Source organism: Peterkaempfera griseoplana (assembly GCF_001418575.1).
Lineage (GTDB): Bacteria > Actinomycetota > Actinomycetes > Streptomycetales > Streptomycetaceae > Peterkaempfera > Peterkaempfera griseoplana.
In genome coordinates this window covers 1-23,010 of the sequence record NZ_LIQR01000193.1, presented here as the reverse complement: position 1 = coordinate 23,010, position 23,010 = coordinate 1, and the positions used below count along the sequence as shown (strand labels likewise).

Annotated in this window: 19 protein-coding genes; 7 read left to right on the top strand and 12 right to left on the bottom strand. The window is 74.3% G+C overall.

The window, feature by feature from the left end:
• Nucleotides 1–17: 17 nt before the first annotated feature.
• Nucleotides 18–683 (bottom strand): response regulator, encoded by a 666-nt coding sequence (locus AOK09_RS15470; RefSeq protein ID WP_245687303.1) that lies wholly within the window; start codon nucleotides 681–683, stop codon nucleotides 18–20.
• Nucleotides 676–1,755, bottom strand: coding sequence for a GAF domain-containing sensor histidine kinase (locus tag AOK09_RS15465; RefSeq protein WP_245687305.1), 1,080 nt, complete (start codon nucleotides 1,753–1,755; stop codon nucleotides 676–678). The genes AOK09_RS15470 and AOK09_RS15465 overlap by 8 nt, the downstream gene beginning before the upstream one ends.
• Nucleotides 1,756–2,061: 306 nt before the next feature.
• Between AOK09_RS15465 and AOK09_RS15460 the strand changes: the two genes are divergently transcribed.
• From AOK09_RS15460 to AOK09_RS37015, 3 genes are all read left to right on the top strand, one after another.
• On the top strand, nucleotides 2,062–2,772 hold the full coding sequence (locus AOK09_RS15460; RefSeq protein ID WP_055587768.1) for an SDR family oxidoreductase: 711 nt from the start codon (nucleotides 2,062–2,064) through the stop codon (nucleotides 2,770–2,772).
• Entirely contained in the window at nucleotides 2,769–3,914 is a 1,146-nt protein-coding gene (locus AOK09_RS15455) for an S-adenosylmethionine:tRNA ribosyltransferase-isomerase (RefSeq protein ID WP_079063088.1), read from the top strand. Before AOK09_RS15460 ends, AOK09_RS15455 begins: the two co-directional genes overlap by 4 nt.
• A 462-nt stretch (nucleotides 3,915–4,376) precedes the next feature.
• The gene (locus AOK09_RS37015) at nucleotides 4,377–5,228 is read left to right on the top strand and encodes an aggregation-promoting factor C-terminal-like domain-containing protein (RefSeq protein WP_079063087.1); all 852 of its coding nucleotides are present in this window, start codon (nucleotides 4,377–4,379) and stop codon (nucleotides 5,226–5,228) included.
• 79 nt (nucleotides 5,229–5,307) lie between these two features.
• Here AOK09_RS37015 and AOK09_RS15445 read toward each other — a convergent pair whose 3' ends face one another.
• Entirely contained in the window at nucleotides 5,308–7,896 is a 2,589-nt protein-coding gene (locus AOK09_RS15445; RefSeq protein ID WP_055587767.1) for an ABC transporter ATP-binding protein/permease, read from the bottom strand.
• 130 nt (nucleotides 7,897–8,026) lie between these two features.
• On the opposite strand from AOK09_RS15445, the gene AOK09_RS40155 reads away from it, so the two are divergent.
• Both AOK09_RS40155 and serB read left to right on the top strand, forming a co-directional pair.
• A complete protein-coding gene (locus tag AOK09_RS40155; protein ID WP_157875908.1) occupies nucleotides 8,027–9,655 on the top strand; it encodes a streptophobe family protein in 1,629 nt (542 codons plus the stop codon).
• 131 nt (nucleotides 9,656–9,786) lie between these two features.
• Complete coding sequence (gene serB / locus AOK09_RS15435; RefSeq protein ID WP_055587765.1) at nucleotides 9,787–11,028, top strand: phosphoserine phosphatase SerB; 1,242 nt, start codon at nucleotides 9,787–9,789, stop codon at nucleotides 11,026–11,028.
• 42 nt (nucleotides 11,029–11,070) lie between these two features.
• Here the strand turns inward: serB and AOK09_RS15430 are convergent, their stop codons facing one another.
• The 3 genes from AOK09_RS15430 to AOK09_RS15425 form a co-directional block, all read right to left on the bottom strand.
• Nucleotides 11,071–11,592 (bottom strand): SixA phosphatase family protein, encoded by a 522-nt coding sequence (locus tag AOK09_RS15430; protein ID WP_055587764.1) that lies wholly within the window; start codon nucleotides 11,590–11,592, stop codon nucleotides 11,071–11,073.
• 83 nt (nucleotides 11,593–11,675) lie between these two features.
• Nucleotides 11,676–11,798 carry an SGM_5486 family transporter-associated protein gene (locus tag AOK09_RS43185; protein ID WP_265736725.1) on the bottom strand — a complete coding sequence of 41 codons (123 nt, stop codon included), beginning with the start codon at nucleotides 11,796–11,798 and terminating at the stop codon, nucleotides 11,676–11,678.
• 88 nt (nucleotides 11,799–11,886) lie between these two features.
• Entirely contained in the window at nucleotides 11,887–13,176 is a 1,290-nt protein-coding gene (locus AOK09_RS15425) for a CynX/NimT family MFS transporter (protein ID WP_107101346.1), read from the bottom strand.
• A 97-nt stretch (nucleotides 13,177–13,273) separates the two neighbouring features.
• Here AOK09_RS15425 and AOK09_RS15420 point away from each other — a divergent pair, with 97 nt between their 5' ends.
• Nucleotides 13,274–13,945 (top strand): FadR/GntR family transcriptional regulator, encoded by a 672-nt coding sequence (locus AOK09_RS15420; RefSeq protein ID WP_055587763.1) that lies wholly within the window; start codon nucleotides 13,274–13,276, stop codon nucleotides 13,943–13,945.
• A 24-nt stretch (nucleotides 13,946–13,969) separates the two neighbouring features.
• Here AOK09_RS15420 and AOK09_RS15415 read toward each other — a convergent pair whose 3' ends face one another.
• From AOK09_RS15415 to fabG, 5 genes are all read right to left on the bottom strand, one after another.
• On the bottom strand, nucleotides 13,970–15,682 hold the full coding sequence (locus tag AOK09_RS15415; RefSeq protein WP_107101345.1) for a glycerol-3-phosphate dehydrogenase/oxidase: 1,713 nt from the start codon (nucleotides 15,680–15,682) through the stop codon (nucleotides 13,970–13,972).
• 24 nt (nucleotides 15,683–15,706) lie between these two features.
• A complete protein-coding gene (gene glpK / locus AOK09_RS15410) occupies nucleotides 15,707–17,224 on the bottom strand; it encodes a glycerol kinase GlpK (RefSeq protein ID WP_055587762.1) in 1,518 nt (505 codons plus the stop codon).
• A gap of 33 nt (nucleotides 17,225–17,257) precedes the next feature.
• Nucleotides 17,258–18,106, bottom strand: coding sequence for an MIP/aquaporin family protein (locus AOK09_RS15405; protein ID WP_055587761.1), 849 nt, complete (start codon nucleotides 18,104–18,106; stop codon nucleotides 17,258–17,260).
• 205 nt (nucleotides 18,107–18,311) lie between these two features.
• Nucleotides 18,312–19,079, bottom strand: a complete 768-nt coding sequence (fabI, locus tag AOK09_RS15400) for an enoyl-ACP reductase FabI (RefSeq protein WP_055587760.1) — start codon at nucleotides 19,077–19,079, stop codon at nucleotides 18,312–18,314.
• A gap of 5 nt (nucleotides 19,080–19,084) precedes the next feature.
• On the bottom strand, nucleotides 19,085–19,804 hold the full coding sequence (gene fabG / locus AOK09_RS15395; RefSeq protein WP_055587759.1) for a 3-oxoacyl-[acyl-carrier-protein] reductase: 720 nt from the start codon (nucleotides 19,802–19,804) through the stop codon (nucleotides 19,085–19,087).
• 269 nt (nucleotides 19,805–20,073) lie between these two features.
• Between fabG and AOK09_RS15390 the strand changes: the two genes are divergently transcribed.
• A complete protein-coding gene (locus tag AOK09_RS15390) occupies nucleotides 20,074–21,420 on the top strand; it encodes a PP2C family protein-serine/threonine phosphatase (protein WP_079063086.1) in 1,347 nt (448 codons plus the stop codon).
• A 144-nt stretch (nucleotides 21,421–21,564) separates the two neighbouring features.
• Here AOK09_RS15390 and AOK09_RS15385 read toward each other — a convergent pair whose 3' ends face one another.
• The gene (locus tag AOK09_RS15385; protein WP_055587758.1) at nucleotides 21,565–22,983 is read right to left on the bottom strand and encodes a carboxylesterase/lipase family protein; all 1,419 of its coding nucleotides are present in this window, start codon (nucleotides 22,981–22,983) and stop codon (nucleotides 21,565–21,567) included.
• Nucleotides 22,984–23,010 lie beyond the last annotated feature (27 nt).

Sequence of the window (23,010 nt, the reverse complement as noted above, 5' to 3'; positions counted from 1 at the left end):
CGAGTAGCGATCGTGCTTCAGGAGTGCCCCGCGACGCCGTTGCGCACCGCCCACAGGGCGGCCTGGGTGCGGTCGGCCAGGTCCAGCTTCATCAGGATGTTGGAGACATGGGTCTTCACCGTCTTCTCCGACAGATGCAGTGACCGGGCGATCTCCCGGTTGGACCGCCCGTCGGCGATATGGCCCAGCACCTCCTGCTCCCGCTCGGTCAGCGCACCGCCCCTGCCCTGCGGCGCCCGCGGCCCGTCCTCGGCGAGCAGCGTCCCCGCCAGCTCCGGCTGCAGCAGCACATGTCCGGCGTGCACCGCACGGATGGCACCCGCCAGCGCCTCCGGGTCCACGTCCTTGTACACATAGCCCGCGGCGCCCGCCCGCAGCGCCGGCACCACGGTGCGGTGCTCGGTGAAGCTGGTGACGATCAGCACCCGTGCCGCGCTCCCCCGCTCCCGCAGCTGCTGAAGCGCCTGGATGCCGTCGGTGCCGGGCATCTTGACGTCCATCAGCACCACATCGGGCCGCAGCTCCTCGGTGCGGGCCACCCCCTCCGCACCGTCCGCGGCCTCGCCCACCACCTCGATGTCGTCCTGCACCTCCAGAAAGGTGCGCAGACCCCGGCGGACCACCTGGTGGTCGTCCACCAGCAGCACCCGGATCCGCGCACGGGCCGCCCCTGCCTCAGCCACCGGGCACCTCCATCTCCACCACGGCCCCCCTGCCGGGCGCCGACTCCACGGTCAGTGAGCCGCCCACGGCGGCGGCGCGCTCACGCATCGACACCAGGCCCAGATGGCGGCCCGCCCGGCGGACCGAGTCCGGGTCGAAGCCCCGGCCGTCGTCCGCCACCCGCAGCACCGCGCCGCGGGCGGCCGTGCCGCGCAGCTCCACCGTCACGGTGGCCGCGTGGGCATGGCGCAGCGCATTGTGCAGCGCCTCCTGGGCGACCCTCAGCACCGCCTCCTCCTGGGCGGCGGGCAGCGCCCGGACGCCGTCCGCGGTGAAGGCGACATGGGCGGAGTGGGCCCGGTTCAACACCTCCACCTGGGAGGCCAGGGTGGCGGGCAGCCCGTCCTCGTCCAGGGCGGCCGGCCGCAGCTCCACCACCACGGTGCGCAGCTCGTCGGCGGCCTCCGCGGCCAGCCGGGACACCTCGGCCAGCTCGGCCCGGGCACGGGCCGGATCGCGGTCGACCAGCGCGGCGGCGGCCTGCGCGGTGAGGCGCAGCGAGAACAGCTTCTGCGACACGGCGTCATGCAGCTCGTGCGCGATCCGGGCCCGCTCACCGGCCAGCGTGAGCTCCCGGCTGCGCTCGTACAGCCGGGCGTTGGTGAGGGCGAGGGCGGCGTGCGCGGCCAGGATCCGGACGAGTTCCTCGTCGTGGTCGGTGAAGCCGCCGGGGCCCCGCTTGTTGGCCAGGAAGATCGCGCCGAGGATCTCCTCGCCGTCGACGATCGGCAGCCCGAGGAAGTCCGTCAGCTCGGGGTGGGCCGCCGGCCAGCCGCCGAAGCGGGGGTCGCGGCGGACGTCCGTCAGCCGCTGCGGCACGGCCTCGTGCAGCATGGCCGCCAGCACCCCGTGCTGGCGCGGCAGCGGCCCGATGGCCCGCCACTGCTCGTCGCTCACCCCGTCCACCACGAACTGGGCGAAGCCGCCGTGGTCGTCGGGCACCCCCAGGGCGGCGTACTCGGCGTCCAGCAGCGTGCGGGCCGAGGCGGTGATCCGCCGCAGCACCTCGCGGACCTCGAGGCGGCGGCTCATCGCGAGCACCGCCCCGCTGACCGCCTCGATACCGGCCAGGCACGGATCCGCCGTCCGGCAGCCGCAGCCGTGCGCGGGCTCCGGCTGCTGCGGGCCGGCGGGGGGTGGTGTGGGCATGCGGCCACCGTACCGCCGGGCCGCCGGCGAGACATCGGACCCCGGGACGGTGGTCCCGGGCCCCTGGTCCTAGGGCCAACGGCAGTCGCCGGCCGCTGCCCGCGGCCGAGGCGGCCGGGCCGCCCCTGCTCCTAGCGTCGGCAGCGTCGCAGCGCCCCGCCGACGGGGCGCGCGGGACAGGGAGCGGACATGTCTGTAGCAGTCATCACCGGCGCCTCACGCGGGCTGGGCCTGGCACTCGCCCGGGCACTGGCCCGGCGCGGCTGGTCGCTGGTCCTCGACGCCCGGGGCGCCCCGGCCCTGGCCGAGGTCGCGGGGGAACTGGCGGAGTGGACCGCCGTGGCGGCGCTGCCCGGGGACGTCGCCGACGCCCGGCACCGGGCCGCGCTGCTGGAGGCTGCCGCCGGACTGGGCGGTCTCGACCTGCTGGTGAACAACGCCTCGGTCCTCGGCGCGGAGCCGCTGGTGCCCCTGGCCGACCAGCCGCTGGAGGGGTTCCGGCACGCGCTGGAGGTCAATGTCACCGCCCCGCTGGCGCTGGTCCAGCAGGCGCTGCCGCTGCTGCGCCGCTCGGCGGCGGGCGCGGTGGTCTGCGTCAGCTCCGACGCCGCGGTGGAGGCCTATCCCACCTGGGGCGGCTACGGGGCCGCCAAGGCGGCCCTGGACCAGCTCTCCGCGGTGCTGGCGCAGGAGGAGCCGGGGCTGCGCGTCTGGGCGGTGGACCCGGGCGACATGCTGACCGCGCTGTACACCGCCGCCGTCCCGGAGGACACCGAGCTGGGCGGCCGGGCGCTGCCGGAGGCGGTGGCGCCGGCGTTCCTGGCCCTGCTGGACCGGCGGCCGCCCAGCGGCCGCTACACCGCGGCGGCGCTGCTGGACCCGGCCGGGACCCGGCGATGAGGCGGCCCGCCGCCCCGGTCGCCCCGCGGCCGGTGGGGACCGCGGGGCGACCGGGACCGGCGTCCCGCGGCGGGGAGCACGACTTCCTGCTGCCGCCGGAGCTGGAGGCGCCGTCCCCGCCCGAGGAGCGCGGCACGGGCCGCGACGACGTACGGCTGCTGGTGGGCCGGCGGGCCCCCGGCGCGGTGTCCCACCACGGCTTCCGGGAACTGCCGGGGCTGCTCAGGCCGGGGGATGTGCTGCTGGTCAACGTCTCGGCGACGGCCCCGGCCGCGCTGGACGGCACCCTGGCGGACGAACCCGTGGTGGTGCACTTCTCCACCGCGCAGGACGACGGCCGCTGGACGGTGGAGCTGCGCACCCCCGACGGCGCGGGCAGCACCCTGCCGCGGCCGGGCGGCCCCGCGGGGGCGGTGGTGAGGGCGGCGGGCGGAGCGCGGCTGGTGCTGGAGCAGCCGGCCGTCGAGGGGGCGGACCGGCTGTGGCTGGCGCGCTTCTCCGCGGAGCCCGGGACGGCGGCGCTGGACCATCTGCGCCGCCACGGCCGCCCCGTCCGCTACCGCTACACCGACCGCGACCGCCCGCTGGCCGCCTACCAGACGGTCTTCGCCCGGGGCGCCGAGGCCGCCGAGGGGGTGCCCGCCGCCGCCTCCGCCGAGATGCCGAGCGCGGCCCGGCCGTTCACCGACCGGATGGTGACGGCCCTGGTGAGCCGGGGCGTCCTGATCGCACCGATCACCCTGCACACCGGGGTGGCCTCGGCCGAGTCGCACGAGCCGCCGTACCCGGAGTGGTTCTCCGTGCCGGAGGCGACCGCCCGGCTGGTGAACACGGCGCGGCAGGACGGCTGCCGGGTGGTGGCGGTGGGCACCACCGCCGTGCGGGCGCTGGAGTCGGCGGCGGAGGAGTCCGGGCGGGTGCGTGCCGCACGGGGCTGGACCGATCTGGTGGTCACCCCGGAGCGCGGTGTGCGGGCGGTGGACGGCCTGCTCACCGGCCTCCATGAGCCGCGTGCCTCCCATCTGCTGATGCTGGAGGCGGTAGCCGGGCGCGCCCTGGTGGACGCCTGCTACGCGGAGGCGCTGCGGGGCCGGTACCTGTGGCACGAGTTCGGCGACCTCAATCTGATGCTGCCCGGCTGAGGGGTCCCGGGGTTCCGGCGGGCAGCGGAGCGTACGGGACCGGCCACCCTCGGCGATCCCATCCCGGTGGCGCTGTGACGCCCCCCACAGGGCGTTGCGGTGATACGACGGCCGATAGTAGATGCCGGGGAAGGGTGCGCGGCGGCCGGGAGCGACGGGGGTGCTCCCGGCCGCTGCCAGCCGGGACGCCGGGAGCGGGACGGCCGGCGGGGGCGTCCCGGGGGCACGGTGGACGCCCGGGCCCGCACGGGCGGTCTACTACAGGCCTTAGTAGCAGAGCTGTTTGCCCGGAAATCCGCCGCCTGCCAAGAATGACCGGGTCGCACGGCGCCGCGGCCTTCGCCCGGCGTCCCCGCTCGCACCCATGGATCCCCTCCTGCGTGCGCCGGCCACCCCTGTGGATGCCAGGGCACCGCTGTGCCCCGGTACGGGTGACCGGACCTACCGAAGAGGACCCGCCCGATGACACGCACCTTGTCCCGACGCCACATCCTGATCACCGGCGCCTCCACCACCGCCGTCGCGGCCGCCGCGACGCTGGCGCTGGTGGTCCCGCAGAGCGGTCCCGGCAGCACCGCGGCAGCCGCCGCGAGCAGCGCCACCGCCGCCCCGGCGACCGGGCTCAGCGCCGAGACGGCGCAGCAGGACGCCGCCGCCCGCGACGCCGCCGGCGCCGCCGCCAACCGCAGCGAGCACCGCGCCGACCTGGCCGCGGGCGCCGCACAGCGCAGCGCCGCCGCCAAGGCCGCCGCCGCCCACCGCGCGCACCTGGCCGCCGTCGCCAACGAGAAGGCCCGCAGCGAGGCCCGCGCCGCACAGCGGGCCGCCGCGGCCAAGGCCACCGCCGCCCACCGCGCGCACCTCGCCGCCGTCGCCAACCAGAAGGCCGCCGCCAGGAAGGCCGCGGCCCGCAAGGCCGCCGCCGCCCACCGCGCCCACCTCGCCGCCAAGGCCAACGCCCGCGCCGCCGCGGCCAGGGCCGCCGCCCGCAGGACGGCCCGCGCGGCCCAGCCGCCGGTGCTGAGCGGCAGCCCGCAGCAGATCGCCCAGCAGATGATCGGCAGCTCGGCCCAGTTCGCGTGCTTCTCGCACATCGTCTCGCACGAGAGCAGCTGGAACCCGTATGCCGTCAACGCCGGCTCCGGCGCCTACGGCCTGGTGCAGGCACTGCCGGGCAGCAAGATGGCCTCGGCCGGCTCCGACTGGCGTACCAACCCGGCCACCCAGATCAAGTGGGGCCTGGACTACATGAACTCGCGCTACGGCAGCCCCTGCGGCGCCTGGAACTTCTGGCAGTCGCACCACTGGTACTGAGCCGCTCACGCGTCGTGACGCACCGACGCGCCGAAGGGCGGCACCCCGGCCGGGGTGCCGCCCTTCGGCGCGTACCGGGTCAGCGCTTGCGCATGACCTCGGGCTCGTGCCGGCGCAGCAGCCTGACCACCAGGAAGGCGCAGACCAGACCGAGCACCACCAGCACACCCGCGGAGGTGAACCAGGTGGAGACGTCGTGGTTCCACAGCGGGTCGGTCTTGCCGTCCTTGCCGTCCGGCGGCGGCGAGATGGCGCCCAGGCTCACCGAGGCGCCCAGTGCGGCGACCGCCCAGCGCGCCGGGGTGAGCCAGGCCAGCTGCTCCAGGCCGGGTGAGCCGAAGAGCGGGAAGAGGGCTCCGCAGAAGACCACATTGACGATCGCCACCAGGACCAGCAGGGGCATGGTCTTCTCCGAGGTCTTCACCAGGGAGGAGATCACCAGGCCCAGCATCATGCTGCTCAGGCCCAGCAGGACCACCGCGACGGTCATCTCCAGCAGCGGGTTGCCGTTGATCACCAGGCCCTCGGCGGGAAGGTCGCGGGTGCCGATGCCGATCACGGCCACCACGACGGACTGGATGGCGGTGAGCGCGCCCAGGGTGAGGATCTTGGACATCACATAGGCGGACCGGGAGAGCCCCACGGCGCGTTCGCGCTCGTAGATCACCCGTTCCTTCACCAGTTCGCGGACCGAGTTGGCGGCGCCGGTGAAGACCGTGCCCACCGCGACGATCAGCAGCACCGTGGCGGCGTCCACATTGAACTGGGGCTGGTTGTCCTTCAGGGGTGGATTGGCCGGCAACAGACCGAACTTCGCCGGGATGGCCAGGCTGACGGCGCCCATCACCACGGGCAGCACTCCGCACAGCACCAGGAAGCCCCGGTCGGCGGCGATCACCGACAGATAGCGCCGGGTCAGCGTCGCCAGCTGCGAGCCCCAGCTCTGCTGCTTCTGCGGCCGCGACACCTGCTGCTGGATCGGTGCGGACTGCGGGGCCACGGCCTCCACGTCGGCCGAGTACATCTGGTAGTGCACCGAGCCCCGGTAGCGGCCCGCCCAGTCGTGGTCCGGGTAGTTCTCGAACGCCTGGAAGACGTCGGCCCAGGTCTCGTAGCCGAAGAAGTGCAGCGCCTCGTCCGGCGGCCCGAAGTACGCCACCGAGCCGCCCGGCGCCATCACCAGCAGCCGGTCGCAGAGCGCCAGTTCGGCCACGGAGTGGGTGACCACCAGCACGGTGCGCCCGTCGTCGGCGAGCCCGCGCAGCATCTGCATGACCTCGCGGTCCATCCCCGGGTCCAGGCCCGAGGTGGGCTCGTCCAGGAAGATCAGCGAGGGCTTGGTCAGCAGCTCCAGCGCCACCGAGACCCGCTTGCGCTGACCGCCGGACAGGGCGGTGATGCGGTTGTCGGCGCGCTTGTCCAGCCGCAGCTCGTAGAGCACCTCGTCGATCCGGGCGGCGCGCTCGGCCTCCTGGGTGTCGCCGGGGAAGCGCAGCCGGGCCGCGTACTTGAGCGCGGTGCGGACGGTGAGCTCCTTGTGCAGGATGTCGTCCTGCGGGACCAGTCCAATGCGCTGGCGCAGTTCGGCGAACTGCTTGTAGAGGTTGCGGCCGTCGTAGAGGACGTCGCCGCGGTCCGCGGGGCGATAGCCGGTCAGGGCGCGCAGCAGCGTGGACTTGCCGGAGCCGGACGGGCCGATCACCGCGACCAGCGACTTCTCCGGGACGCCGAAGGAGACGTCGTTGAGCAGGACCTTTTTGGCGCCCTTGTGCTGCACCTCGACGGTGAGGTGGCGGGCCGAGAAGGAGACCGCGCCGGTGTCGACGAACTCCTCCAGCTGGTCGCCGACCAGCCGGAACACGGAGTGGCCGACACCCAGCAGGTCCTCCGGGCCCATCACGTGCCGCTGGATGGGGAGGCCGTTGACATAGGTGCCGTTGTGGCTCTCCAGGTCGACGATCTCGTACCGGCCGTCCGCGAGCTGCCGCAGCTCGGCGTGGTGGCGGGAGACGCCGAGGTCGGAGACGACCAGGTCGTTGTCGAGGGAGCGGCCGATCCGCACGGTGCGCATGCCCTGCGCCAGGTTGCGGATCATGGTCGGGTTGCGGTCCCCGTACACCGGGGTGACCCCGCCACCGGCGGGCTGCTGCTCCCAGCCGACGGGCGCACCGCCCTGCGCGGGTACGCCCCCGTGCCTCGATGCGCCCCCCTGGAAGGCTGCCGCGCCCTGCTGCCCGCCGGCCTGCCAGCCGGGCCCGGCCGCCATCGGGCCGCCGGCGATCTGACCGCCCTGCGCGCCCCACGGCGTCTGCGCCGCCTGGCGGCCGCCGCTGACGTCGTGCCGGTCGCCCCCCGTGCCGACGCCGACCGCCCCGGCCACCGCCGCGAAGCCCAGCCGGGGGCCGTTCTCCGCATTCCCCAGATGCACCGCCGTACCCGGCGTCAGCGCCGCGCGGGCGGTGCGCTGGCCGTTGACGAAGGTGCCATTGGTGCTGCCGTGGTCGTCCAGCAGCCAACTGCCGCCGTCAAAGGAGATGGTGGCGTGCCGCCAGGACACGCGCGCGTCGTCGAACACCACGTCCGACTGCGGGTCACGTCCCAGCGAATACGTCCTACCGGAATCCAACGTCCGGTTCTGTCCGTTGATTTCAAGAACGAGTTGCGGCACTTTCAGCCTGCCCCACTCACGTAGTCCCCCGAGTAGTCCCTCTGTGGGGAGTCTAGGGATGGCGTATGACGGGGGGAATCATTCCAGCTCGATCACTAGGGGGTGAACTCGGCGCGGAGACTGTGACCGTGTGGCAACGTTGACGCGGTCGTGCGACGGCGGTACGACGGCGGTGCAACAGGCGGAGAACGGGGGCGCGATGGGCAAGGGTTCGGGGCTGCGCGGGGCGGTCCAGGCGGCGATCGCCGTGAGCTGGGCCTTTGTGGCCATGGCCGGTGTCGCGGCGCTGGGCCTGCATCTGCTGGGCGCCGACGCCTACGCCGGCCTCGGTCCGATGACCGCCGCCGTGGTGGCGCTGGGCACCGGGGGCTCGATCACCCCCACCGGCTCCGCCGGGGTCTTCGGTGCGGGCGGCATCGCCGGCGCCGACACCGCACTCTCCCTGATGCCGCTGGGTGTCGCCTTCACCGGGGCAGCCGTCCTCGGCTGGCTGTTCGTCCGCCCGCTGCGGCGCCATGCGGTGCTGGAGCTGCCGGACCTCGCCGTACGGGCCGCCTCCGCCACGGTCTGCTTCCTCGCCGTCCTCGGGCTGCTCAGCTGGACCGGGGAGGACACCACCACCCTGGACCTCACCAAGCTCACCGGCGCCGGCGGGGGCGGCGGGGGCGGTTCCGACGGCGGCGGAGGGCTCGGCGGTCTGCTGGACCCCGGCAAGCTCGGCGGCATCCTCGGCGGCATCGCCCAGCCCAAGGCCACCATCGGCTTCTCGGTGCGGACCGGGCCCACCCTGCTGGCCGGTCTGGTCTGGGTGCTCGTGGTGCTGCTCCTGGCGCTCACCGTCTCCCGGCGGGCGCCGCTGCCCCGCGGCTGGGAGGCCCTGCACCGCACCGTGCGGCCGGTCGCCTCGGCGCTGTGGACGGTGCTGCTCGGCGCCGTCGTCGTCGGCGCCGTCACCGCCGTGGTGCTGCCGCTCACCGAGGGTTCCAGCCCCGCGACGGCGGCCGGCGGCGCCCTGCTGGGCACCCCCAACGGGATCGGCCTGGCGATGCCCGTCGCCCTGGGCGTACCGGTCACCGCGCAGGCCACCGGTGCACTGGTGCACGCCCTTCCGGCGCCGCTGGACCAGCTGGTCAGGGCCGGTACCGTGCAGGACGTGACCGTGCCCCGGCTGATGCAGCTGGACGGCTCGCTGTGGGTGCTGCCGGTGGCCGTCGCGCTGATGCTGCTGCTCGCCGGGGTGCTGGCCGCGGTACGCACGCCCAGGTCCGCCGCGGCGCCGCCGCCTGCGCTGCGGGGCGCCGCCTCGGCGGCGCTGCGGCTGGGTGTCGGCCTGGCCGTGCTGCTGCCCTGTGGGCTGGCGCTGTCCGAGGTGACGGTCAGCGCCAATCTCTCGGTCTTCGGCTTCGACGCGGTGGGGGCCAAGGCGACCGTCGAGGGCAGCCCGGCCCTGGCGGTCGGCTACGGGCTGCTGTGGGGAGCGGTGGCCGGCTTCGCCGGGTGGCTGCTGGTGGACAGGTTCGCCGCGGCGAAGCGGCCTCCGGCGCCCGGCGGCGGGCAGGGCCCGGTGCCGGCTGCGCCGCCCATGCCGCCGATGCCGCCGATGCCGGGTCAGGGTCCGGGTCCCGGCCCGGCACAGGGAGCGCCGTACGGGGGGCTTCCGGAGCACAGCCTGCCCGGCTCCGCCGCGCCGCAGAACCCGTACCTCACCGGCAACGACGGCTTCAACCCCTACGCCGACGACCCGCACCGCCACCCCTGACGCCCCGCGCCGGCCCGGGCGGCCCCGGACGCCGGGGTGCGCGGGGTCACCCGGGTGCCGCGCGGCGGGCCTCTCACCAGGCGGACGGGGGGCGCGTTCCGGGGCGTGCGCCCGGTAGCGTTGGGGTCACCATGAACGCATCGCTCCCGCCCGCCGAGCCCCTGCCGGAACCGGCGCCGCAGCCGCGAACTCTGCTGGTGAAGGTCTTCGGCAAGGACCGCCCCGGCATCACCACAGGCCTCTTCTCCACGCTCGCCGACTTCGGCGTGGACGTCATCGACATCGAGCAGGTCGTCACCCGGGGGCGGATAACGCTCTGCGCCCTGGTGACCCCGCCGGCCGGCGGTGCCCCGGGCCCGGAGGGCGAGCTTCGCTCGACCGTCCACCGCTGGGCGGAGGACCACAAGCTCCAGGCCGAGATCATCTCCGGCACCGGCGACAACCGGCCCCGCCGTGAGGGGCGCTCCCATGTCACGGTGCTGGGCCACCCGCTGACCGCCGGGGCGGTGGCCGCGCTCACCGCCCGGATCACCGACTGCGGGGGCAACATCGACCGGGTGTTCCGGCTGGCCAAGTACCCCGTGACCGCCGTGGAGCTGGCTGTGTCCGGGGTCGCCACCGAGGAGCTGCGCGGCGCGCTGGCGTCCGAGGCCGCCACCCAGCAGGTGGATGTGGCGGTGGTCCGGGCCGGGCTGCACCGCAGGGCGAAGCGGCTGGTGGTGATGGATGTGGACTCCACCCTCATCCAAGACGAAGTGATCGAGCTCTTCGCCGCCCACGCCGGGTGCGAGGCCGAGGTGGCCGAGGTGACCGCCGCGGCGATGCGGGGCGAGCTGGACTTCGCCGAGTCCCTGCGGGCCCGGGTGCAGCTGCTGGCGGGCCTGGACGCCGGGGTGGTGGACAAGGTCCGCTCCGCGGTACGGCTGACGCCGGGCGCCCGTACGCTGATCCGCACCCTGAAGCGGCTCGGCTACCAGGTCGGCATCGTCTCCGGCGGTTTCACCCAGGTCACCGACGACCTGGTGGAGCGGCTGGGGCTGGACTTCGCCGCGGCCAACACCCTGGAGGTGGTGGACGGGCGGTTCACCGGCCGGGTCGTGGGCGACATCGTGGACCGCGCGGGCAAGGCCAGGATGCTGGCCCGCTTCGCCGAGCAGGCGAGGGTCCCGCTGGAGCAGACCGTGGCCATCGGCGACGGCGCCAACGACCTCGACATGCTGAACGCCGCCGGGCTGGGCGTGGCCTTCAACGCCAAGCCGGTGGTGCGCCGGGCTGCGGACACCGCGGTCAACGTCCCGTTCCTGGACACCGTGCTCTATCTGCTGGGCATCACCCGCGAGGAGGTGGAGGCGGCCGACGCCTCGGACGCCTGACCGCCCCGCCCTCCTCCCGCGCCCGGCCCCGGCCGGGCGCGGTCAGTCCTGCGGGGAGTGGAAGGCCACCAGCGTGGCGGCGCCGGGCTCGGCGGCCTTCCAGCTGCCGGTGAAGGTGAGGACGGCGATCGCCGAGGTGGGGAAGCCGCCGCGGCGCAGCCGGACCAGGGTGTCCCCCTCGGCCTCGGCGGTGAGCACCTCGGCGAGGCCCTGCACACCGGGGTTGTGCCCGACCAGCATCAGATCGGCGACGTCGTCGGGGGTCTCCTGGATGACGGCGATGATCTCGCCGGGGCTGGCCTCGTAGAGGCGGTCCTCGTAGACGGTTCTGCGGGGCCGCTTGGGCAGCTCGTGGGCGACCAGCTTCCACGTCTCGCGGGTGCGCAGGGCGGTGGAGCAGAGAACGAGTTCGGGGTTGACCCCGGCGCCGGCCAGCCAGCGTCCGGCGGCGGGGGCGTCCCTGCGGCCTCGGTCGGCCAGCGGCCGCTCGTGGTCGGGCACCGACGGCCAGTCGGCCTTCGCGTGCCGGAGGACGATGATCCTGCGGGGCGTGTCGACGCTCATGCAGCAAGTTTTCCAGAAAACCGCGCGGTGGGCGCGGTGCGGCGGTACGCCGCCGCGGGTGGGCCGGGCCGGCCCGTCCGCGGTCAGCCCATCTTCTGGGCGATGGTGGCGATCACGGAGACGACGACGACGATGCCGACGATGACGGCGGCCATCTGCAGCAGCTTCTTGTGGCCGTCGGTGGGGTTGGGTTCGAGCACGGGCATGGTCCGAGTCTCGCATCCCGGTCGCGGGGCGGCCGCACCGGGGGCGCCGCCGACGGCCGCGCCCCCGGTGCGGCCGGGCCCGGTACGGTCAGACCTCGTCCTCGATCTGGCGGGCCCGCCCGGCCAGCAGTCCCACGCCGATCTGCGGCACCAGCAGCGCGGCCAGCAGTCCGACCGGCGCGTACCAGGAGCCGGTGCCCTGGTAGAGGGCGCCGACCAGCACCGGGCCGGGGATGGAGATCAGATAGCCGAGGCTCTGGGCGAAGGCGGACAGTTTGGCCACCCCGGCGGCACTGCGGGCACGCAGCCCGATCATGGTGATGGCCAGCGGGAAGCAGCAGTTGGAGAGGCCGGCCAGCGCCGCCCACAGCCAGGGCGCCCCGGCCGGGGCGAACGCCAGTCCGAGGTATCCGGCGAGTCCGCAGCCGCCCAGCAGCACCACGAAGAGCCGCTGGTCGCCGCGGGCGGCGGCGAGGGAGGGCAGCACGAAGGAGACCGGCACGCTGATGGCCATGGTGACGGCCAGCAGCACCCCGGACTCCCCCGCGGAGATGCCGGCGTCCTGGTAGATCTGCGGCAGCCAGCCCATGGTGGCGTAGGCGCCGGTCGACTGGAGGCCGAAGAAGACGGCCAGCGCCCAGGCGGTGGGGCTGCGCAGAATCCTCAGGGTGCGCTCGCCCCCGGGCTCGCCCGCCGCGGTGCCCGGGGACGGCGCGGGGCGCGGGCCCGCTCCCCGGTCGCGTCCGGCGGCGAGGACGGCCAGCCACAGGGCCAGCCCGACCGCGGCGGCGCCGGCCCAGACGCCGAGTCCGGCCCGCCAGCTGCCGCCGACGGCGGCGGTGAGCGGTACGGCGACGGCGGCGGCCACCGCGGTGCCCGCGGAGAGCGCCATGGAGTAGAGGCCGATCAGGGGCCCCACCCGGTCGGGGAAGTACCGCTTGACGATCACCGGCATCAGCACGTTGGAGACCGCGATCCCGGCCAGCGCCACCGCGCTGAGCAGCAGGAAGACCGCCGTACTGCCGGCCAGGGCGCGGGCCGCGAGGCCCGCGGTGACCGCTCCCATGCCGGCGGTGACCACCGCGGCGGGGCCGATCCTGCGGGCCAGGGCGGGCGCGGCGAGGCCGAAGAGGGCGAAGCAGAGCGAGGGGACCGCGGTGAGCAGTCCGGCCACTGTGGCGCTCATGCCGAGCCCGTCGCGGACCCGCTCCAGCAGAGGGCCGAGGCTGGTGACGGCGGGGCGGAGGTTGAAGGCCGCGGCCACGATGGCGGCGGCGAGCAGCAGGCGGATGCGGCGGGCGGTGCGGGCCGGGTCGCGACCGGTCCGTGCGGCGCGGTCCGGGGCAGGCCGGGCGGTGGGGTCTGCGGCGGTCGACATGGCTCACATCATAGAATGATGGGATGACTTCTCCGCCAGCCCACTGGTGGATGATGTCCCTGCGGATCCCCGCACGCCGCGCACCGGAGGGAGCCCCATGGCACTGTCGTCCGCCCGGCGCACGCCGCTGTCCGACCAGGTGATCGCCCAGCTCCGGGCGCAGATCACCTCCGGTGAGTGGCCGGTCGGCTCACGCATCCCCACCGAGACCGAGCTGGTGGGGCAGCTGGGCGTGGCCCGCAACACCGTCCGGGAGGCCGTACGGGCACTGGCGCACAACGGGCTGCTGGACATCCGGCAGGGCTCGGGGACCTATGTGCTGGCCACCAGTGAACTGGCCGGAGTGATGCACCGCCGCTTCGCCGAGGCCGACCCGGCCGGGGTGGCGGAACTGCGCGAGACGCTGGAGGCCTCCGCCGCCGCCCTCGCGGCCCGCCGCCGGACCGCCCGCGACCTGGAGCTGATGACAGTGGCCCTGGAGCGGCGCGAGGAGGCCTGGCGGTCAGGCGACCCCGAGGCGTTCGTCCAGGCCGACGCGGCGTTCCACCAGGCGGTGGTGGCCGCCGCGCACAACGAGGTGCTGGCCGCGCTCTACGCCGACCTGGGCGAGGTGCTCCGCGCCCATCTGCGGCAGGACGTCGGCCCGGTGCTGTCCGCCGACCGCTATGTGGGCCACTCCGGGATCGTGGACGCCGTCCGCCGCGGCGACCCCGAGGCGGCGTCGGCGGAGGCCGCCGACGCCATCGGGAAGTGCCGGGTCGGCACCTGAGCAGATCCCGGCAGCCCGCCGGGGTCAGACCAGCGGGACGATCTCCGGGGCGCCCAGCCGTACCGCGTCCGCGGTGTGGTCGTCGGGCTGCCGCTGCGCCTGGCGCTCGGCCTCGACCCGCTTGAGGTAGTGGTCGACCTCCCGGTCCACCTGGTCGCCGCCCCAGCCGAGCCGGCCCGCCATCAGCTCGGCGACGGGCCGTGCGGCGTCCACACCGCGGTCCCAGGACTCGATGGAGATCCGGGTGCGGCGGGCCAGGACGTCGTCCAGGTGCCGGGCCCCCTCATGGGTGACCGCGTAGACGGCCTCGGCCCGCAGGTAGTCGTCGGAGCTGGGCAGCGGCTCGCCGAGCCCGGGATCCTCCGCGACCAGGTCGAGGACCTCCTCCACCAGGGAGCCGTAGCGGCGCAGCAGATGCTCGACCCGGGCGACGTGCAGGCCGGAGCGGCGGGCCATGCTGTGGCGGGCGTTCCAGATGGCCTGGAAGCCGTCGGCGCCGAGCAGCGGCACCGTGTGGGTGGTGCACGGCGGCACCTTCTCGTCCAGGGCGCGGACCGCCTCGTCCACGGCGTCCTTGGCCATCACCCGGTAGGTGGTGTACTTGCCGCCCGCGACCACCACCAGGCCGGGCACCGGATGCGCGACCAGGTGCTCCCGGGAGAGCTTGCTGGTCTCCGCGGCCTCGCCGGAGAGCAGCGGGCGGAGCCCGGCGTAGACGCCCTCGACGTCCTCCGGGGTGAGCGGGGTGACCAGCACCCGGTTGACGTGGTCCAGCAGGTACTCGATGTCCTTGGCGCTGGTGGCGGGGTGGAACTTGTCCAGGTCCCAGTCGGTGTCGGTGGTGCCGACGATCCAGTGGCGGCCCCAGGGGATGACGAACAGCACGCTCTTCTCGGTGCGCAGGATCAGCCCGGTGCGGGAGTTGATGCGGTCCCTGGGCACCAGCAGATGGACGCCCTTGGAGGCACGCACATGGAACTGCCCGCGGGTGCCGGCCATGGCCTGGGTGTCGTCGGTCCACACCCCGGTGGCGTTGATCACCTGCCGGGCGCGGACCTCGGTGGTGCGCCCGGTCTCCAGATCGGTGACGACGGCGCCGACCACCCGCTCGCCCTGCCGCAGGAAGCGGGTCACCCGGGTGCGGTTGGCCGCCAGCACGCCGTACGCGGCGGCGGTGCGGGCCAGGGTCATGGTGTGCCGGGCGTCGTCGACCTGGGCGTCCCAGTACTGGACGGCGCCGACCAGGGCGTCGGCGCGCAGCGCGGGGGCCTCCCGCAGGGCGCCGCGGCGGGTGAGGTGGCGGTGGTGGGGCAGGCCCCGGGCGTTGCCGGAGGTGATGCCCATGGTGTCGTACAGCAGCACACCGGAGCCGACGTACGGGCGCTCCCAGACGCGGTGCTGCAGCGGGTACAGGAAGGGCACCGGGCGCACCAGGTGCGGGGCGATCCGCTGGACCAGCAGGCCGCGTTCCCGAAGCGCCTCGGCGACCAGCCGGAAGTCCAGCATCTCCAGATAGCGCAGGCCGCCGTGGATGAGCTTGCTGGACCGGCTGGAGGTGCCGGACGCCCAGTCCCTGGCCTCGACCAGGCCGGCGCTCAGGCCGCGGGTGGCCGCGTCGAGGGCGGCGCCGCAGCCCACCACGCCGCCGCCGACGACCAGGATGTCGAGTTCCCGCTCGCCGAGGCGGGTGAGTGCGTCGGCGCGGTTCTGGGGCGAGAGTGCCACCGGCTTCACCATGTCAGCTCCTCGTCTCTGTGCTGGTCACTCGACCTCGACCCAGTCGAGGGTCCGCTGCACGGCCTTTTTCCAGCCCGCGTAGCCGTCGGCCCTTCGCCGGTCGCTCCACCGGGGCTCCCAGCGCCTGGACTCGTGCCAGTGGTCGCGCAGTTCGTCGGTGTCCCGCCAGAAGCCGACGGCCAGCCCGGCGGCGTAGGCGGCGCCCAGGGCGGTGGTCTCGGCGACCACGGGGCGGCTCACCGGGACGCCGAGGATGTCGGCCTGGGTCTGCATGCAGAGGTCGTCGGCGGTGACGCCGCCGTCGACCCGGAGCACGTCCAGGGTGACTCCGGCGTCCTGCTGCATCGCCTCGACCACGTCGCGGCTCTGGTAGCAGATGGCCTCCAGGGTGGCCCGGGCCAGGTGGCCGCCGGTGTGGTAGCGGGAGAGGCCGAGGATGGCGCCGCGGGCGTCGGAGCGCCAGTACGGGGCGAAGAGCCCGGAGAAGGCCGGTACGAAGTAGACGCCCCCGCTGTCCTCGACGGTGCGGGCCAGCCGTTCGACCTCGGCCGCGTCGGTGATGATGCGCAGCTGGTCGCGCAGCCACTGCACGGCGGAGCCGGTGACGGCGATGGAGCCCTCCAGGGCGTAGACCGGCGGCTGGTCGCCGAAGCGGTAGCAGACGGTGGTGACCAGGCCGTGTCGGGAGCGGACCGGCCGGGTGCCGGTGTTCAGCAGCAGGAAGTTGCCGGTGCCGTAGGTGTTCTTGGCCTCGCCCTCGGCGAAGCAGACCTGGCCGACGGTGGCCGCGTGCTGGTCGCCGAGGACCCCGGTGATGGGCACGGCGGTGCGCAGCGGGCGGCTGGTGCGGGTGCGACCGTAGGCCTCGGGGTGGGAGGAGGGGTTGATCGACGGCAGCATGGCGCGGGGGATGCCGAAGATCTCCAGCAGTTCGGCGTCCCAGTCCAGGGTCTCCAGGTCCATCAGCATGGTGCGGCCGGCGTTGGTGACGTCGGTGGCGTGGATGCCGCCGCGCGGTCCCCCGGTGAGGTTCCACAGCACCCAGCTGTCGGTGGTGCCGAAGAGCGCGTGGCCCTCTTCGGCGGCCTCGCGGACGCCGTCGACGTTCTCCAGGATCCACTTGATCTTGCCCCCGGAGAAGTAGGTGGCGGGTGGCAGCCCGGTCCGGTGGCGGATCAGGTCGCCGTGGCCGTCCCGCTCCAGGGCGGCGGCGATGCGGTCGGTACGGGTGTCCTGCCACACCAGGGCGTTGCAGTACGGCTGGCCGGTGCGCGGGTCCCACACCACGGTGGTCTCCCGCTGGTTGGTGATGCCGACGGCGGCGAGGTCGGAGGCGGCGATGCCGGCGGAGCGGACCGCGTTCTGCATGGAGACGTTGGTGCGCTCCCAGATCTCCACCGGGTCGTGCTCCACCCAGCCGGGGCGTGGCAGCACCTGGGCGTGCTCCAGCTGGTGCCGGGCGACCTCGTTGCCGTCGTGGTCGAAGATCATGAAACGGCTGCTGGTGGTCCCCTGGTCCACCGCGCCGACGAAGTCGGCCATGGCTGCTGCCCTCCGGATCCGGGGTGCGCGGGTTCAGCGGGACTCGGACGGGGGGACTGCGCCGGGCGGCTCGGGCTCGGCCCCGGGCATCCGGTTGCCCACCAGGGCCTGGTAGATCCAGGCGCCCAGCGGGCCTCCGACCAGCGGCCCGGCGATGGGAACCCAGAAGTAGAGGTTCCCCCACTGGTCCCGCCAGGCGCTGCGGTACCCGGTGATGAAGCTGGCCAGCCGGGGGCCGAAGTCACGTGCCGGGTTGATCGCGTAGCCGGCGTTGGTGCCGAAGGCCATACCGATGGCGACCACGATCAGTCCGATCACCAGCGGGCCCAGGTTGGCCCCGGGCGGGGTGTTGGCGAGGTCGGTCACCGCGAGGATCAGCAGCACCAGCAGGGCGGTGCCGATCACCTGGTCGCGGAAGGCCCCCCATTCGTGCACGCCGAAGGCGGTGCTGCCGTTGCCCGGCAGGGTGGAGAAGACAAACTGGGTCTTCAGGGTGTGGCCGGGGTCGTAGTGGCCGAGCACCTCGGTGTAGTTCCAGCGGACGAGCAGCGCGCCGACGAAGGCGCCCAGGGTCTGGGCGAGGCAGTACGGGGGCACCTTGCGCCAGGAGAACCCCTTGAACGCCGCCAGGGAGACGGTCACCGCGGGGTTGAGATGGGCGCCGCTCAGCCGGGCCGCGACATAGACGCCGAGGGTGACGCCGAGCCCCCAGGCCCAGGCGATGGAGTCGTGGTTGCCCAGCCCGCCCGCCGGTTCGGTCAGGCCGCCGCCCGCGACCACCTGCGCCACCACGCCGGCTCCGAACAGGATGAGGACCATCGTCCCGGTGAATTCGGCCGCCAGTTCGCCGATCAACCCTGAGCTGCGCCGTCGCTCGGCCATCACTGCCCGCTTCCCGCCGGCCGAGGGGTCGGCTGTGGGTGGCTCGGTGCGTGACCATCGTGCCCATGGGATCCCGGCGACCGCTCAGCGGCGTACCGCCATTCGGGTGAAATCCGGCATTCAAGGCAAAAGCCGCGGCCCGTCGGCCGGCCGGGGAAGTGGCCGGCCGACGGGCCGCGGAGGTGTGCGGGAGGCTGCGGAGCCGTCAGGCACCGATGGCGTGCAGACCGCCGTCGACGTGCACGATCTCGCCGGTGGTCTTGGGGAACCAGTCGGAGAGCAGCGCGACCACACCGCGGGCGGCGGGCTCGGGGTCGCTGAGGTCCCAGCTGAGCGGGGCGCGGTTCTCCCAGACGCCGGCCAGCTCCTCGAAGCCCGGGATGGACTTGGCGGCCATCGACTTGATCGGGCCGGCCGACACCAGGTTCACCCGGACGTTGCGGTCGCCCAGGTCACGGGCGAGGTAGCGGGAGGTGGACTCCAGCGCGGCCTTGGCGACGCCCATCCAGTCGTACTGCGGCCAGGCGACGGTGGCGTCGAAGTCCATGCCGACCACCGAGCCGCCGTTCTCCATCAGCGGAAGGCAGGCCATGGTCAGCGACTTCAGCGAGTACGCGGAGACATGGACGGCGGTGCCGACCGACTCCCACGGCGTGTTGAGGAAGTTGCCGCCGAGGGCGTCCTGCGGGGCGAAGCCGATGGAGTGCACCACGCCGTCCAGCGAGGGCAGGTGCTCGCGCACCCGGTCCGCCAGACTGTCCAGCTGCTCGGTGTTCTGCACGTCCAGCTCGATCACCGGGGCCGGCTTGGGCAGCCGGTTGGCGATCCGCTCGACCAGCGAGAGCCGCCCGAAGCCGGTCAGAACGATCTCGGCACCCTGCTCCTGGGCCAGCTTGGCGGTGTGGAACGCGATCGACGACTCCAGCAGGACGCCGGTGATCAGGATCCGCTTGCCGTTGAGAAGTCCACTCATGGTGATCAGTGACCCATGCCCAATCCGCCGTCGACGGGAACGACGGCTCCGGTGATGTACGCGGCGTCGTCCGAGGAGAGGAAGCGCACCGCGGAGGCGATCTCGGCGGGCGCGGCGTAACGGCCGAGCGGCACACCCGAGAGGATCTCCGCACGGCGCTCGTCGTCGAGCACCGCGGTCATGTCGGTGTCGACGAAGCCAGGGGCGACGACGTTGACGGTGATGTTCCGCGAGCCCAGCTCGCGGGCGAGGGAGCGGGCGAAGCCCACCAGGCCGGCCTTGGAGGCGGCGTAGTTGGCCTGGCCCGCGGACCCGGTGAGGCCGACGACCGAGGAGATCAGCACGACCCGGCCCTTGCGGGCCCGCAGCATGCCGCGGGCCGCCTGCTTGACGACGCGGAAGGTGCCGGTGAGGTTGGTGTCCAGGACCGAGGCGAAGTCGTCCTCGGACATGCGCAGCAGCAGGGTGTCCTTGGTGATGCCGGCGTTGGCCACCAGCACCTCCACCCGGCCCTGCTTCTCCTCGATCTCCTTGAAGGCGTCCTCGACCTGCTGGGCGTCGGTGATGTCGCAGCGGACCGCCAGCACGTCGTACTTGGCCAGCACCTCCGGGACCTCACCGGAGCGGCTGGTGATGGCGACCTTGTCGCCGGCCTCCGCAAAGGCCTGGGCGATCGCCAGTCCGATGCCCCGGTTGCCTCCGGTGACGAGAACCGAGCGGCTCACAGGTCCACCTCTTCCATACGTCGGGTGCGGTCGCACCCGGCCGACGCGGCAACGGGTACGCATTGTGACGCTATCGGGCCGCCACGGCGTCGGACGAATCCGCCTCCCACAGCACCACCGGCGCTGAACTGTGGATTCCCCACAGTCCGGACCGTCCGGCCGCCCGTGCATGGGGGCCGCCGCCGGGGGCAGCCGTACTGACGAGACCTGGCCGGGGCACGGCTCCACCGGTCCACGGGGCCGCGCCGACCGGCGGGACGGAGACCCCCATGGCGACATCAGGCGAGGCGCCCGGATCCGGCCCGGCGGAGAGCCGCCGGGGCGCCGGCGCGTACCCGGCCGGCGGGCTGGGCGATCCCGATCTGGACCGGATCCAGGCGGGGCTGCGCCAGGTGGCCGACCTCCACGGACGGATGCAGCGGCTGCTGGACGCGGTGCTGTCGATCAGCGGCGAGCTGGAGCTGACGGCCGTGCTGCACACCATCGCGGACGCCGCACGCACCCTGGTGGACGCCCGCTACGCGGCACTGGGCGTGCTCGGCGAGGACGGCTCCTTCACCGAGCTGATCCCCTCCGGCGAGTACCGCGAGAAGTTCGCCGCGCTGGGCATGCTGCCGCACGGCGAGGGCATCCTGGGCGAGCTGGTGCGCAATCCCCGCCCGCTGCGCGTGGACAACCTCGCGGACCACCCGGCCACGGTCGGCTTCCCGGCCGGCCATCCGGTGATGCGGACCCTGCTGGGGGTGCCGGTCCTGGTGCGCGGCACGGTGTACGGCAACCTCTATCTCGCCGACAAGAACGACGGCGGCCCGTTCACCGCGGCCGACGAGTCGGTGGTGGCCGCGCTGGCCGGAGCCGCGGGGGTGGCCATCGAGAACGCCCGTCTCTACCGGCGGCTCAGGGAGGCCACCGAGGAGTTCCAGCGGCGGCTGCTGCCGGCCCTGCCGGACCTGGGACCACTGCAGCTGGAGGCTCGCTACCAGCCGTCCTCCGAGATCCCCCGGGTGGGCGGCGACTGGTACGACCTGATCCGGCTGCCCGACGGCGCGCCCTGCCTGATGATCGGCGACGTGATGGGCCACGACCTGCACGCGGCCACCGTGATGAGCCAGATCAGCAACATGCTGCGGGTGATCGCCTTCGACGAGCGCGAGCCGCCCAGCCGGATCCTGCACCGGCTGGACGAGGTACTGCACCGGCTGCACGGCGGCCCGATGGCCACCGTGCTGGTGGGCAGGCTCGACCGGCAGGACCACGACAGCTGGGGGCTGCGCTGGGCCAGCGCCGGCCACCTTCCGCCGCTGCTGCTGGAACCCGGCGGACGGTCCCGCTATCTGTACGGCGGCGAACCGGGCATCCCGCTGGGGGTGGACCCGGGCCTGCCGCGCCCCGACCACCGGAAGACCGTCGTGGCCGGCAGCACCCTGCTGCTCTTCACCGACGGGCTGATCGAGAGCCCCCGCCACACCCTGGACCACGGCCTGGGCGAGGTGGCCCGGACCGCCACCGCGATGGCCGACCACCCGCTCGGAGAGCTCTGCGACGCCCTGCTCGCCCACCGCGGCGGTGTCTTCCATGACGATGTGGCCCTGCTGGCGGTACGGCTGGCCACCTGACCCCGGAGCCATGCCCCGGGGTCAGGCGCGCGGCACAGCGGGATCGTCCTTCCGCGACCGCCACCCCACGGCCGCAGCACCGCGCCGCCCGGGCCCTCCCCAGCCCCGCGCGGCGTGCACCACCGGCCGGTCCGTGCCCCCCGGTCAGCCGGTGGCCGGAAAGGCGTCCCGCCACAGCGCCCGGAACGGCGTTCCGGCGGGGGCCGCGCCGTCCTCCGGAACGGCCCAGGCCCGCACCGGCGCAGCCGTATCCGGAGCGAGCCGGGGCCAACCCGGATCGCCGGTGGCCGCGAAGCCCGCCCAGGCCCGGACCATCCGGTGGGAGAGCGCCCGGTCCGCCTCGTCGGGCGGCCCCCCGAGCAGGAAGGCCGTCTCCGGCCGGTCCAGCGTGCCGAAGGCGAACGGCACGTCCGCACAGTGCCAGGCCCGCGTCCGGCCGCCCCCCGGGGTGACCCGCCGCCGGTCGAAGCAGGCCAGATAGGTCCGGCCGCCTCCGGCGGCGTGGTGTTCCGCCACCCGGCGGCTGTGCTCGGCGAAGACCGCGTCGCCCAGCAGCGCGGTATAGACCTCCCCCGGGTCCGCACCGGGCATCAGCCGCCGGTAGCCCGCGGGCAGCTCCGCCGGCAGACCCAGCTCCTCCGCGGCCCGGTCCAGTTCCTCCACCGTCTCCACCCGCAGCGCCTGGCCGGTCTCCCGCATCAGCCACCATTCCTCGGTGGTGTGGCAGACCAGCAGGTCGAGCCCGGGGTCCCAGGGCCGCGACAGCGGCGCCCCCGGCAGTACGGCACCGTCCACCACCGGGCCGTAGAGCACCGTGTTGTGCCGCAGCGCGCCCGAGGCCGGGTCGGCGCCCCAGTCGCGGGCGACCACGTCCGAGGCCCGCAGCAGCGCCTCGGGCGCGGCGGAGCACAGCCCTTCGGCGGTGGGCTCCACCCCGGCGGCCGCGGCGACCCGCCCGGTGATCCCGGCCGCGGCGGCCGGGGAGCCGCAGTCGTCGGGGACACTGTGGGCGATCACCCGGTGGAAGAGGCCACGCGCCTCCTCCATGGCCGTCAGGCAGACCGCGGAACCCGCGCCCGCCGACTGTCCGGCGACCGTGACGTTCCCCGGGTCGCCGCCGAAGGCCTCGATGTTCTCCCGGATCCAGCGCAGCGCGGCGACCTGGTCGAGCAGCCCCCGGTTGGCGGGCCGACCGGGGACCTGGCCGAACCCCTCGAAGCCCAGCCGGTAGTTGCAGCCGACCACCACCAGACCGGCGCGGGCCAGGACCGTGCCGTCGTGGTCCGGCTGCGAGGACGACCCGAAGGCGTACGCGCCGCCGTGGATCCACAGCAGCACCGGCCGGGGGCCGCCGCCCTCCGGAGCCCAGACACTGAGGGTGAGCACATCCTCGTCGCCCGGCGCCCAGGGCCGCATCCCCGGCAGCTGAACCGACTGCGGCGCCACCGGACCGAACTCCCGGCACTCACGGACCCCACTCCAGACCGCCGCCGGCCGGGGTTCGCGGAAACGGCCGGCACCGAACGGCGGGGCCGCATAGGGAATCCCCAGGAAGGCCCGCACCCCCTCGGCTGTCGCTTATACCCATCT

What these genes read in the sequence shown, in the direction of transcription:
- AOK09_RS15465 (WP_245687305.1), bottom strand. Translation starts at nt 1,755, where the DNA reads ATGAGCCGCCGCCTCGAGGTCCGCGAGGTGCTGCGGCGGATCACCGCC.
- AOK09_RS15460 (WP_055587768.1), top strand. Translation starts at nt 2,062, where the DNA reads ATGTCTGTAGCAGTCATCACCGGCGCCTCACGCGGGCTGGGCCTGGCA.
- AOK09_RS15455 (WP_079063088.1), top strand. Translation starts at nt 2,769, where the DNA reads ATGAGGCGGCCCGCCGCCCCGGTCGCCCCGCGGCCGGTGGGGACCGCG.
- AOK09_RS37015 (WP_079063087.1), top strand. Translation starts at nt 4,377, where the DNA reads ATGACACGCACCTTGTCCCGACGCCACATCCTGATCACCGGCGCCTCC.
- serB (WP_055587765.1), top strand. Translation starts at nt 9,787, where the DNA reads ATGAACGCATCGCTCCCGCCCGCCGAGCCCCTGCCGGAACCGGCGCCG.
- AOK09_RS15430 (WP_055587764.1), bottom strand. Translation starts at nt 11,592, where the DNA reads ATGAGCGTCGACACGCCCCGCAGGATCATCGTCCTCCGGCACGCGAAG.
- AOK09_RS43185 (WP_265736725.1), bottom strand. Translation starts at nt 11,798, where the DNA reads ATGCCCGTGCTCGAACCCAACCCCACCGACGGCCACAAGAAGCTGCTG.
- AOK09_RS15425 (WP_107101346.1), bottom strand. Translation starts at nt 13,176, where the DNA reads ATGTCGACCGCCGCAGACCCCACCGCCCGGCCTGCCCCGGACCGCGCC.
- AOK09_RS15420 (WP_055587763.1), top strand. Translation starts at nt 13,274, where the DNA reads ATGGCACTGTCGTCCGCCCGGCGCACGCCGCTGTCCGACCAGGTGATC.
- AOK09_RS15415 (WP_107101345.1), bottom strand. Translation starts at nt 15,682, where the DNA reads ATGGTGAAGCCGGTGGCACTCTCGCCCCAGAACCGCGCCGACGCACTC.
- glpK (WP_055587762.1), bottom strand. Translation starts at nt 17,224, where the DNA reads ATGGCCGACTTCGTCGGCGCGGTGGACCAGGGGACCACCAGCAGCCGT.
- AOK09_RS15405 (WP_055587761.1), bottom strand. Translation starts at nt 18,106, where the DNA reads ATGGCCGAGCGACGGCGCAGCTCAGGGTTGATCGGCGAACTGGCGGCC.
- fabI (WP_055587760.1), bottom strand. Translation starts at nt 19,079, where the DNA reads ATGAGTGGACTTCTCAACGGCAAGCGGATCCTGATCACCGGCGTCCTG.
- AOK09_RS15390 (WP_079063086.1), top strand. Translation starts at nt 20,074, where the DNA reads ATGGCGACATCAGGCGAGGCGCCCGGATCCGGCCCGGCGGAGAGCCGC.